This is a genomic window from Zhaonella formicivorans (assembly GCF_004353525.1).
In the GTDB taxonomy this organism is placed as follows: Bacteria; Bacillota; DUOV01; order DUOV01; family Zhaonellaceae; genus Zhaonella; species Zhaonella formicivorans.
This window is the reverse complement of record NZ_CP085524.1, coordinates 3,055,011-3,067,159: the sequence shown is the minus strand read 5'-3', so window position 1 is coordinate 3,067,159 and position 12,149 is coordinate 3,055,011. Positions and strand designations below refer to the sequence as shown.

Below are 12,149 nucleotides of genomic sequence, written 5' to 3'. Positions count from 1 at the left end.
TGACTTATCTGTGCCAATTTTACGCATAGATATATTAGAGCATAAATAAAGGGTGAATTCAAGCAAAAATATTGCACAAAATGATAATTTTTAGGCAGTCGGGTAGACGATCATGACAGCAGGTGGCAAATGGTTCAACCCATACAATTTTTTGAACTATTGGAAACAACAATAGCACTCCCAAGAGTGCTATGAGCCCTATATGTTGGAAAAATATTTTACTGCATACACGATCGCGCTTGCCCGGTCAGTAAGGTGCAGCTTGTTCAGAATACTGCTGATATAATTGCGGACAGTTGAGCAGCTAATAAACAGCTGTTCGGCAATTTGCCTGTTATTTTTTCCTTCAGCCAAACACCGGAGCACCAGAAACTCTTTGTCGGTTAAGAGCGTTTCCACTGCAGCACAGTCAGCATGCATTGGATGCCAATTATTTTTTTTTAGCTCCGGATCAACATAAATTTTACCTTCAGTAATCATATTTACTAATTCCAAAAAATTATCAGCTTGCTTTAAACTTTGTTTGATAATAAAACCGTTAGCTCCTGCGCCGATAATCTCTTTTGCAGCTCTTTTATTTCCCTGTGAGGCCAGAACAAATATTTTAATACCAGGGTATGTAGCTTTAACTGTTTTACACAACGCCAAAATATTATCCCGTTCGGCAAAGGTATAATCAACAAAAAGCAAATCAGGAGCATTTTTGTCTATCAAACGGAGTACATTATTGACTGACGAGGTTTCTCCCACTACTATAAAATTATTGGCGTAATGCCTGAAAATGGCTTTAATGCCTTCTCTACTCAAAAAATCATCACAGATTATGATCCTATATTCCTGTTTGTCGGTTAACATCTCATGTCTCTGTAAAACTCTTTTGAGCGCATTATCCAAATCACTTATGCTTAAAGGCTTGAGCAAGTAGTCATTGGCGCCCTCCCTGAAAGCTTCTATAGCAGTTTTTATATCGTAAGATTCTGTAAAGAGAATTATCTCAAAGGGATTTTTTACCTCTAAAGATTTTAACAGCTTTACCAGTTTCAAACCGTCAATTTGCGATAATTTAACTTCCGACAAAACTAATTGAAAATAACCCCGGCTAAACTTTTTGACAGCCTCAAAGCCATTATCACATTCTTCTACCGTATGTCCCCAGCTTTCCAAAAGGTGTACTAATTTTATCCTACTCTTCAAATCTTCTTCTACTAGCAGAATATGCAAAACTAATCACCCCAGGTTTACGGTAGACTAAGAAGGTTAAGAAGGCTTGGATAATGATCTTTAGTGAGGAATTTAATTGTTATAGCTTTATTTTATAAATTTATGCGCTTTAAAACTTGAGTCAGTTGCTCTGGGGTGAAGGGTTTAACTATCCAACCTGTAGCGCCTGCTTTTTTACCTTCCTCTTTTTTTTCCAGGGTTGATTCGGTAGTGAGCATCATGATAGGGGTAAAGCGGTAATTAGGAATTCTCCTCACTTCTCTGATAAAATTAATCCCGTCCATTTTGGGCATATTTAAATCTGTGAAGATAGCATTGAACTTATTTGAATTTACTTTTTGCAGCGCTTCTACACCGTCTTTTGCCTCTTCCACCGTACAGCCCGCATTTGTTAAAGCAGTTTTTAAAGACAGCCGCACTGTGCTTGAATCATCTACAATCAATACTTTTGCCATACCTATCCCCCTAGAAGAATTCGATATTTGTTCCCAGCTCTCCAGATACTCTGCCCACGATTCCCTCTTGGCCCAGCTGTTTTCCCGTTACTTCCAAATGGTTTTTCCTTTCTGCAAAAGTGCTGTATTTCCGGGCAAGGTTGTTTAACAGATTGGTATCGATGTTCCCAGATTCACTTAAGCCTCCCTTAATCTCTTCCAATGTAACAGCAACATGCTCCAGTTTTTGCCTCGTTATATCCTGAAATTGTACAGCAGTAAGTGCTTCGCTCATTTTTTCCAAAGCTTGGTCGATTAGACCAAGGACCACGCTGATGAGATTTTGTAATTTTTCTTCGGATACAGCGGAGCTGTTTTGCAGTTGAATTTGTTCCCGGTCCACTTGTTCTTTGCTTATTTTTAATTCCTGAGCTATACCTTTTAACGAAGCGGACATTTCTCCTGCAAGTTCTTCCACCTTCTTCACAGTCTTGGCAGTGGTATCGGAAAGCTTTCTGACTTCACCGGCCACTACGGCAAAGCCGCGACCGTATTCCCCAGCTCTGGCAGCCTCGATGGAGGCATTTAGACTCAGCAGGTTTGTCTGGGCTGCTATATCACCGATTCGCTCCACAAATTGGGACAAATCTTTTAATATTTTATCAGAAATTTCTTCACAGTTTTGCGCGCTAGCATTGACTTCGCCGGCAAAGGCAGCAAGTACGGACAGGGATTTTTTGCTAGCCTCCTTAATCATCACAGAGGCTTCCGTTATTGCCTCAGATACGTCTTTTGTTAGCCGCTTGCCTGTCTCTCCCATGTTAGAAATTGAATGACCGAGGGTAAGAAACGCCTCTTCCGTTTCCTTGATGACATCGGCAATGTTTTTTTGGGCTATGGTGAGCACATCGGTTATGACCTCTTTTTCCGACTCTGTTATTAGCTTCCCTTCAGGCCCTTCAACTAACGGCTCGCTCATGATAGGGGTAAGCGCTTCCGGCAATTCTTCCTTCCATGTTTCCGGCACCCTTTCAGGTACTACTGCAGCATTTTTCTTCCCAATCTGAAAACCAATTAGGAAAGCCGCCACCGTCGAAAGCAGCCCGCCGATTATATACAGTGCTGTTATCACTGCTTACGCTCCCCTCTTGATACTTAATGCAGCCACAAGCAGTTCCAACTCCTGTGCCGGTGCAAGGGGCTTTTTCACCTCAATCCCCGGACATTCTCTCAAAAGCATAAGTACTATTTGCCAGCCGGCAAGATCTATTTTCTCGAGACCGGACAAATCCAGTTCAGCAAAATTTTCAATCCCGCGGCCCTTGATTAAATCCCAGCATTCGCTTACTTCCTCTATGCCAAAAGAGCCGGAGAGCGTAACTTTATTCTCTGTCAAGTTAAACGGCATGTCCCAAGCACCCTTTCAAATATCCGGCATCCAAGACCATCAGCACTTTACCATTCCCCCTTAAAGCTGCGCCTTTATACATGGGGAGTTGTCCAATCTCCCCTGCTATCTTCCTCACTACTACATTTTCGTCTCCGTTTATTTTATCTACGATTGCGCCTACACCGTTGTACAAAGTTACAATTCTGTATTCATCGGTTGCGCTGTTTTCTTGACCGCTCACAGCCAGCAATTCCCCTAAATGCACCAGAGGCACCACATTGTTACCTTGGGTTATAAGCTTATGTCCATTATAGTCCCTAAGCTGATCTTTTGAGGCGCTGCTTATTCTCTCTATATCTTCCACCGCTATTCCTACCTCGACCTTACCTGCCTGAATAACTAAAACCCGGCTGGTAGTCACAGTGAGAGGCACCGAGATTTTTACCACCGTGCCTTTTTGTCCTTCACTATCCAGGTCTACCGTCCCCCCCAGACCCTCTACAACTGTTAAGACCGCATCCATGCCCACTCCCCGACCGGAAATGTCAGTAATACTGTCTGCCGTGCTAAAGCCCGGTTTAAAAATCAGCCTAATTATTTCTTTAACGGAAAGCCGCTCAGCTTCTTCGACAGTAATTAACCCTTTGGCAACTGCTTTCTCCAGGACCTTTGCGCAGTCAATTCCCCGCCCGTCATCCTCAACCTCTACAATGACAGAACTTCCCTCCCGGTAAGCATTTAGGGAGATACAACCCGGTACTTTTTTACCTGCCCTCCTTCTATCCTCACTGGTTTCCATGCCGTGATCAATGGAGTTGCGGATTAAATGCAGCAGCGGCTCGTACAAACTCTCCACCACATTTTTATCAAGACAGGTATCTTCTCCCTTAAAAGAAATGCTTACTTCTTTACCTAATTTAAGCGCCGTATCCCTGACAAAACGTGTAAATTTTTGAAAAACTTGCCCGATGGGCACCATGCGCATTGTGGCAATTTCATCCTGGATTTCCCTGGTAACTCTGGTCAGGGCTAAATGCTGTTCTTTTATAGCTTGCGCTTGAGCTTCCTCCGTAATTGCCTTTTGTACGGCATTAAGCCAGTACTCCAAACTGTTTTTGATTATCATCAGTTCTTCCGCCAGTTCCATGAGCTTATCAACTTTTTTACTTTCCACCCTGAGCATTTCCGAACGAGGGGCGTGGTCAGGAGCAGCAATAGAAAACTTATGGACCGCCAATGTACCGGCGCTATCAGGCCGTGCAAGAGTTATTAATTCCAAAATCTCTTCGGCAGCGGCTGCGGGCGAAAGAGTGGGGTAAGCCCCCTCACCGTAGGTAGACAGGTATTCATTTAACAACTCGAGTACATGCTCAACAATAACGTTTAAAGCATCTTCGTAAGTATCGTTTCTTTTTACAAAAATATGCAGCAAATGGGCTAATAATATGGAGTCATTGAGATAACCCGTTTCGCATTGCCACCAGATGAAGGTTGCTTGGACTTCCCTGGCCGCTCGCAGGAACTCATCCAGCTTCGCCAAAATATCGGTCTTACTTCCAGTGGGACCGGTTTTTAGGATGTTCACCAATTCCTCTATTTTAATCAGTTCTTGTTCCGTTCTGTGCAGAGGAAAGATTAGATTTTCGGCAAAAAGCATTTCGGGGGAGAGCGGAAAAGCTTCTATCTCTGCTTCATCAGCGATAAATTCCAGGCTTGCTAAAAAATTGTCCAGGGAACCAAGTTCGGTAATGCCTTCCAGCCTGAGATAGCATTGTTCCGGGTCAAACTCCTGGACCGTTGGCAAATCTTCTGCGGAACAACTAAAATATAAAAAATTCCCGCTGCCTTCCTTGACGGCGCTAATGAATAAACTTAAAGGGTCGATGGCCCGGTAAAATATATCTGGCGGGCAGGTTAAACCCGTGTAATACAGCGGAGCTTTGTCAAGCAGCAGGCTTAAAAGAACGGTGCGTTTTTCCAAAGGGATATGGGATAAGTCCTTGTCCTGCCAGTTCTTCTCTTCCCGTGACATTGTCACGGCTGTGTTTTCGCTTGAATTTTCATTCAGCTCAGCCAAATAACCCGCCAGATGTCCCTTGGGCAGCTTTTCCCCTTCCATTTCCATCTGAATAGCGGCTCTTAAAAGGTCCGAACCCGAAAGTAAAAGATTAATCAGCTTAGTATTAACTGACCTTTTACCTGATCTTATTTCGTCCAACACATCTTCCAAGCCATGGGCGACTACCATTACATCCTGAAATCCCACCAGACCGGCGGAGCCTTTGAGGGTATGAAAAGCCCTGAATAATTTATCCACTATTTCTTTGCTAGCGGGCAACTTTTCTAAAGCAAGCAAGTTTTCGTCTATATCTTCAATCAGCTCTTCTGATTCTGCCAAAAAAGTTTTCAGCAATTCCTCCTGCACAAACTCGCCCCCTAACGCCTGTAAACGGTAGTAGAATTAATCTGTTCAGCCCGAAATAAATTGGAAAATAATCCCATGGACTCGGAATGACCGAGAAATACATACCCGCTTGGGATCAGGGCCCGGTAAAGATTTTCTATAGCAGCAGTCCTGCTCTTGTCATCAAAATAAATTAAGACATTCCTGCAAAAGATTGCATCAAAGTACTGCTCGTAATCCGGCAAACCGTGCTGCAGGTTTCTGTGCAAAAAAGTAACTTTCTCTTTAAGCATTGGTTTTACAGCATAACTGCTGCCGTTTTTTTCAAAATATTTTTCCAGGTAGACACGAGGGACCTCCCTAATCGCTCTTTCTATGTAAATACCGGCCCTGGCATAGTTTAAAACATCGGTATTGATATCCACAGCCACAACCTCATAATTCCAATCGCTGTCCAACATTTCATTCAGTATTATGGCCAGCGTATAGGGTTCATCCCCCGTAGAACAACCTGCAGATAGAACATTGATCTGCCGCTCCCTTTTACGCCTGGTCAAAAGCGGCAGGATATGCTCCGCAAATAGTTTTAGCTGCTCGTATTCGCGGAAAAAATAAGTCTCGTTTACTGTTAAGGAGTTGACCAACGTTTCCAGCTCACGGCTTTCGTAATCATACTTTAGCATCCGGGCGTAACTCTTCAGATCCTCTATGTTATGATATTTCATTCGCTCTTTAATCCTGCGCTCTACATAATAAAGCTTTTTCGTTTCAAAGAGAATACCGGTTTTTTTGTAGATAATCTCCTGAAAGATCTCAAATTCTTCTAAATTCATTATTTAACTCCTTATTGCCAAGGTAGTACTTTCACCTTTGCATTATATGGTTACTGCTTTTATAATTTCTTCGGCAATCTTGTAGGAGGGAGCCACAACTTCTGCCCCCCCGCGGTTTAGCGCTTCTTTAGGCATTCCCCAGACAATTGCCGTCTCACTGGACTCAACTATGGTTTTTCCTCCACTATTTTTAATCTTCACCATGGCGTTTGCCCCGTCATCTCCCATGCCCGTAAGGAGTACCCCAACTAAATCTCTTCCCGCCACTTTCAGCGCTGATTCCATGGTGACATCAACCGATGGGCGAAAAAGGGTCCCGCTCGGTTCTTTGGTGATCCGTGCCATGAGCTTACCGTTCAGCTTCCTTTCAACCTTTAAGTGCAAATCACCCGGGGCAACAAGGATGCAACCCTGATTAATTTCCTGCCTGTCCTTGGCTTCCGCAACCTGTAACCGGCAGATGGAATTTAAGCGACTGGCAAAAGAGGCGGTAAAATTGCTTGGCATGTGCTGTACAACTAAAATTGGGGCGGGAAAATCTCTAGGCAACATGGGAAGTATTTCCGACAGTGTCTTCGGTCCCCCGGTGGAAACACCTATCACTACCAATTTATTCTTTCCGCGGGAGAAACTGTGTGCAGCCTTTGCTTCGGTCTTTTGCAAGGTACGCACGGCGGCCCTGAGATTGGCCTGAGCCGCCGCTTTTACCTTTCTTCTGATTTCATCGGCAATTTTATTAATTTCCAAGGAGACTGTGCCGTCGGGTTTGGCGATATAATCCACCGCTCCCAGCTCCAAAGCCTCAAAAGTCACCAACTCTCCTTTTTTGGCCAGTGACGAGAGTATTACAACAGGGCAGGGGGTGGTGTTCATAATGTACTGCAGGGCAGTGAGGCCGTCCATTTTAGGCATGTTAATATCCATGGTGATCACATCAGGCCGGGTCTCCCTTGCATACCCCACTACTTCTTCTCCATCCCTGGCCAGGGCAACAACCTCCAGCTGAGGGTCTTGCTCCAATATTTCTTTGATATATTTCCTCATCAGCGCCGAATCATCAGCTAACAACACCCGGATTTTCGACTTCACCTTTTTCTCCCTCCCTCGTTAATGAGGAAAGGATTTTTCGTTCGAAACCGCTTAGCAGGCATTTTAGGTCTAATACCATTGCTATCAGTCCCTCTGCGTTAAGTTTTGCTATGCCCACCACATGAGCAAAGTCTAAGCCTACTCCACTCAAGACGTCGGGTGGCTCGATATTAGCCAAAGGAATTTTTTTCACTTCCTTTACCGCATCTACGATAAATCCTGTTAAACTGCCATCTAACTCCACCACGACTATTCTGTTTTGCTCTTCCCGCTCCAAATAGCCTAGGTCAAGGCGCCTCCTCAAATCAACTACAGGAATAATCCTTCCCCTGATATTGATCACACCTTCCACAAAGCCGGGCGCTTGCGGTACGGCAAAGATTTCAGGAACATTGAGGATTTCCCGTACCGAGGATATTTCAGTCATAAACACTTGACCGGCAAGTTTAAAAACTATGAATTGGCCTTCATGATCACTTGCCTCTTGTAGCTTAAAATTTGCCTCCCCATCGTTTTTTTGCGAGACCAGTTTTACATCATTAAGGCTTAACAGAAAATCAGGGTCAAGAAGGTAGACAAGCCTTTTGCCTCCGTCCAGTTTGCACACGCCGGTGAGTTTAATGTTGCCGCTCCCCACAAGGTATTCGGGGAGTTCCCCGATAGAGTCTTCCCGCACCCGCAAAACCTCGGAAACACTGTCAACGCTCATACCCAGGCCGGCCGAGTTACCGCCGCTGGTCAGCACTACTACCCTGCTTCTTGTCTTATCTTCCGCCTCACCGGCTCCGATAAGTTTTGCCAAACTCACGACAGGAAGCATGCTCTCCCGTAAAACCATTATCCCTTGGGCATAATAAGGAAATGTGGGGACTGTGCTTAAGCTTTCCGGATACCCTACAATTTCCTGCACGTGGGCAATATCCAGGGCGTACTCTTCACTGCCTACGTTAAAACTCACCAGTTGCCGTTCTTCAGACAATTCCTGCTTTTCCCCGGCCAGATTTCTTTTGTCACTAACATTTTCTTCTTTTGTTTTCCATTTTGCCTCATAGCTGCTACCTACCAGCTTCTCGGCATCCAGCAGAAGTATGACCCCTTTTTCGCTGCGGATTAAACCTGAAAGGCATCCATTGTTAGGCAAATCCTCTGGGACATTTTCAATCTCATTTTGGGCAACGGAGATCACCTCCGAGATTGAATCTACTATATAACCGGCGGTCCTGTTATCAAGGGCCAGAATAATTACCCGGGTATCTTCATCATGTTCTTTAGTCAGAAGGTTAAATTTCAGCCTTCCGTTGATTACTGTCACAATCATGCCCCGCAAATTTGCCAGTCCTTCTACGTATTCGGGCGCCTGCGGCACTTTAGTGATCTCAGGAAGCCTGATAATCTCCTGGACCTTGTTTATAGGTATCCCATACCGTTCTCCGGCTAAATGAAATGTCACATACTGCTCTAATCTTTCGACATCAATTGACATTTAGATCATCCTCTCCAGTTTATTAAAGCTGCTGGAGTTCATCAGCCATTGCCGCGATTTCTTCTATGCCTTTGGCAAGCTCCTGCATTCCCTGGGCTTGTTGTTTCGAAGCGGTGAACGCCTGCTCCGAAGCGGCAGAGGCTTCTTGGGCGGCAGAGGCAATTTGTTCTACTGCTTTGCGGGCTTGTTCCACAGCGCTTACCGCCTGCAGGGAGTTTTCCTTGATCTCTTCTGAGCCTGCTGCTACCGCAGCCATGTCATCTTTAATCTTCTGCATCTCCCCTACTACTTGCTTAGCAGCCTCCACTTCTTTGGCCGCATTTCCCGCTACTGTTTCAACTTCCCGTTTGACCAGACCAATCTGATCCTGGATATTGCGGACCAATTCTTTAATCTGCTCTGCATTTTTGGCGCTTTCCTGGGCTAAGTTCCTGATGTCTGAAGCAACCACTGCAAATCCCTTGCCGAAATCTCCCGACCTTGCAGCTTCAACGGCCCCTGTTACTGCCAGGAGGTTGGTTTGAATGCCGACAGTCACTATTGAATCCACAATTTTATCAATCTGCCTGGCCTGAAGCTCAAGCTCCTGAACTTTTTTCGCATTCTCCAAACTGGTTGTTAAAGCCGCATTAATGCCTTCAATTAAATTCTCCGTTCCCGCCCTGTTGGTCTCAAGCAGCTCGCTCATGGCATTGACATCGCTTAAACTGGCCTCTGATTTTTCTGTAATAACTGTCATCTGTCTTAAAACTTGTTCCGAGCTGGTCGAAGAGTGTTCCGTTGCTTCGGCCTGGATTTGTGCAGCTTTGGCCATTTGACCTATGGCAGTCATAATTTGACTTGCAGCAGAATCTGCTTCTTCCAGGACGGCAGTCAGTTCCTCCGCCGACGCAGCCAGACTTTCGGAGGATTTGCTGACATCTGTTGCTGTTCTCAACTCATCAGCCTTCGTTACCAGATCATTTACTGTCATAGTAATATCATCAAGGGCTTTGACCTGCTGTTCCAAAGAGGCTAAAGCTTCGTTGGTAGCGCTGGCCTGCTCATCGGCAGCTTGAGCTATGGAGCTTGCTCCTTCTTGAAATTCCTTGACTGCAAGGGAAGCCTGTTCCGCCAGTTCAGCAATCTCCTTGGAGCCTTCCTTTACGGCAGTCATGTCATCGATTATTTTAATTAGCCGCTCTTGAATGGTCCGTCCCTTATTTGCTTCGTCTTTAGCAACTTCTGCCGCTCTGGTGATGTCTGAGGCAATATCTCTTACCTGGTTTTGGATGTTATTGATTAAATTGCGAATGTCTTCCGCCGCTTTTTCTGATGTTTCAGCCAGTGTTCTAACCTCATCGGCAACTACCGCGAAGCCCTTGCCATAGTCCCCGGCTCTGGCGGCTTCGATGGCAGCATTTAAGGCCAGCAGATTTGTTTGGTCTGCAATCCTAACCACGGTACGGACTATTCCCCCGATATTTTCAGCCTGCTTTTCCAGTTTGGCTACGGTCTGAGCCGATTCCTCATTCTTTATGGCAGCCGTTAAAACGCCGTCTACCATTTTATTTATGCTTGCAGCTATTTGTTTCACCAGTTCCTGCAACGCATTAATTTTATCCAGTGATTCATTTGCACGCTGCAGGGCCACCAAGGAGCCTTTTTCTATTTGTTTGATAGCAGCCAATGACTCCTGGGTAGCGCTGGCAGCTTCATCTGCCCCCGAGGCAATTTGTTCCATTGCCTGCCTTAGTTCGCCCGCAGCCTGGGAGGCTTCCTCTACTCCTGCTGACAGCTGTTCGCTGGCTGAGGCTATGCGTTCTGCCAACTGTTGTTTTTTTGCATAAGTCCGGGCTTGACGGCGTTGCAGTTCCATTTTCTTAGTCATTTCATGGCGTGATTCTTGTCCTAAGTCTTTGTGATTATTCTTCTTTTCCGGCGGTGCAGCCAGCTTTTTCTCCATATAAATCTCCCCTTTTATTTATTTTCTCGTTTAATTTTTTAAACTCTTCCAAAAGAAATTCCAGCTCTTCCTCTGTGAGAATTTGCTCTATTTCCAGTTCTTCCAATTAAATTCACCCCCCCCCGGGAAAATATGACATAAGTAAATCATAACATCAAAAAATCTGACAAATAATGTCAGATTGTCACATAAAAATTGCGTTTTTGTCCGTTTTTGTACCCAGTTGTTTCCATAAAAAGAGTGATGCCGCTACCTGCAGCATCACTCTGTAATGTAATAAATATATGGAATCGGAACAAATTCATTCACGCCTCTAAACCAGGATCCTGTCCTGTTCGCTTATCCTTAGAGGAAAATACCGGGCTTCTTCCCTGCCTTTTGAAGAGCGCTCAAGGTTTGACCATTTCCCGCAGCGGCTGCCCCAGCGGCTTACCAATTTGTTTTGGATGTAGAGTTCATTAACTTCGCACATGTTGGAACAGTCTGTGCAGGAAAATGTTCGGGGCAGGCATTCGAAGGAGCTGATACTTTCCACCCCGCGGAACTGGGTTGCTCCATTGGTTCGCTCTTTCCACTGCTTGGCTAGAAGCGCCGCCCCCCATGCGCCCATGACCGCATGGTTTCTGGGTACAACTACGGGCATCTGCAATTTTTGTTCAAAGGCTGCCCTTATCCCTACATTGGCTGCCACTCCCCCCTGGAAGAGGACAACAGGCTCGATCTTTTTCCCCCGGGCCACATTGCTCAGAAAGTTACCCACCAGCGCCAAACAAAGCCCGGCAATCAAGTCCTCTTTTTTGTATCCCATTTGCTGCTTGTGAATCAGATCTGATTCGGCAAAAACGCCGCAGCGCCCGGAGATCTTTACCGGGCTGGTGGATTTGAGCGCGTATTCGCCGAATTCTTCGATGGGAATGCCCAGCCGCGTCGCCTGGTGATCCAAAAAAGAGCCGGTACCGGCAGCACAGATGCTGTTCATATTGAACCCTGTAGAAACCCCGTTTTTGATGAAAATAATTTTGGAGTCCTGTCCCCCGATGTCAATCACGGTCCTCACAAGGGGCTCCACAAATTTAGCAGCTGCCGCATGGGCCGTGATTTCATTTTTTACTGCGTCGGCCCCGACCATGATGGCGGCCAGATGCCGGCCGCTGCCTGTTGTTCCTACCCCAGTTACTTTTTTCCCGTCGTAGCCATCCTTGGCCAGTTGTCCAAAAGCCTTTTGGATGGCCTCAATAGGCCCGCCTGCTGTCCTGAGGTAGGTACTCCACAGTATTTCACCGTTAGCACCGGTTAACGCCAGTTTGGTGGTCACACTGCCCACATCGATGCCAAGATAATGGTCCATTA

The 12,149-nt window shown here is 45.6% G+C and carries 11 protein-coding genes; all 11 read right to left on the bottom strand.

All coding sequences use genetic code 11. The features are described 5' to 3' along the window. Positions 1 to 198: 198 nt before the first annotated feature. The 11 genes from EYS13_RS15030 to EYS13_RS14980 all read right to left on the bottom strand — a co-directional run bounded on the left by EYS13_RS15030 (position 199) and on the right by EYS13_RS14980 (position 12,147). On the bottom strand, positions 199 to 1,221 hold the full coding sequence (locus EYS13_RS15030; RefSeq protein WP_227764306.1) for a response regulator: 1,023 nt from the start codon (positions 1,219 to 1,221) through the stop codon (positions 199 to 201). Positions 1,222 to 1,313: 92 nt separating this feature from the next. Continuing rightward, positions 1,314 to 1,676, bottom strand: a complete 363-nt coding sequence (locus EYS13_RS15025) for a response regulator (protein WP_227764304.1) — start codon at positions 1,674 to 1,676, stop codon at positions 1,314 to 1,316. A gap of 10 nt (positions 1,677 to 1,686) precedes the next feature. Then, the gene (locus EYS13_RS15020) at positions 1,687 to 2,787 is read right to left on the bottom strand and encodes a methyl-accepting chemotaxis protein (RefSeq protein ID WP_227764301.1); all 1,101 of its coding nucleotides are present in this window, start codon (positions 2,785 to 2,787) and stop codon (positions 1,687 to 1,689) included. A gap of 3 nt (positions 2,788 to 2,790) precedes the next feature. After that, positions 2,791 to 3,063: an STAS domain-containing protein gene (locus EYS13_RS15015; RefSeq protein ID WP_227764299.1), complete on the bottom strand. Its 273-nt coding sequence runs from the start codon at positions 3,061 to 3,063 to the stop codon at positions 2,791 to 2,793. Beyond that, positions 3,053 to 5,470 carry a chemotaxis protein CheA gene (locus tag EYS13_RS15010; protein WP_227764297.1) on the bottom strand — a complete coding sequence of 806 codons (2,418 nt, stop codon included), beginning with the start codon at positions 5,468 to 5,470 and terminating at the stop codon, positions 3,053 to 3,055. Before EYS13_RS15010 ends, EYS13_RS15015 begins: the two co-directional genes overlap by 11 nt. Positions 5,471 to 5,481: 11 nt before the next feature. After that, positions 5,482 to 6,282, bottom strand: a complete 801-nt coding sequence (locus EYS13_RS15005) for a CheR family methyltransferase (RefSeq protein ID WP_227764294.1) — start codon at positions 6,280 to 6,282, stop codon at positions 5,482 to 5,484. Positions 6,283 to 6,324: 42 nt separating this feature from the next. Further along, entirely contained in the window at positions 6,325 to 7,371 is a 1,047-nt protein-coding gene (locus EYS13_RS15000; protein WP_227764293.1) for a protein-glutamate methylesterase/protein-glutamine glutaminase, read from the bottom strand. Further along, positions 7,340 to 8,854: a chemotaxis protein CheW gene (locus EYS13_RS14995; RefSeq protein ID WP_227764291.1), complete on the bottom strand. Its 1,515-nt coding sequence runs from the start codon at positions 8,852 to 8,854 to the stop codon at positions 7,340 to 7,342. The genes EYS13_RS15000 and EYS13_RS14995 overlap by 32 nt, the downstream gene beginning before the upstream one ends. Positions 8,855 to 8,876: 22 nt before the next feature. Continuing rightward, entirely contained in the window at positions 8,877 to 10,799 is a 1,923-nt protein-coding gene (locus EYS13_RS14990) for a methyl-accepting chemotaxis protein (protein ID WP_227764289.1), read from the bottom strand. Beyond that, complete coding sequence (locus EYS13_RS14985) at positions 10,759 to 10,905, bottom strand: hypothetical protein (protein ID WP_227764288.1); 147 nt, start codon at positions 10,903 to 10,905, stop codon at positions 10,759 to 10,761. The genes EYS13_RS14990 and EYS13_RS14985 overlap by 41 nt, the downstream gene beginning before the upstream one ends. A gap of 207 nt (positions 10,906 to 11,112) precedes the next feature. Further along, positions 11,113 to 12,147, bottom strand: a complete 1,035-nt coding sequence (locus EYS13_RS14980; protein ID WP_227764285.1) for an acyl-CoA dehydratase activase — start codon at positions 12,145 to 12,147, stop codon at positions 11,113 to 11,115. Positions 12,148 to 12,149 lie beyond the last annotated feature (2 nt).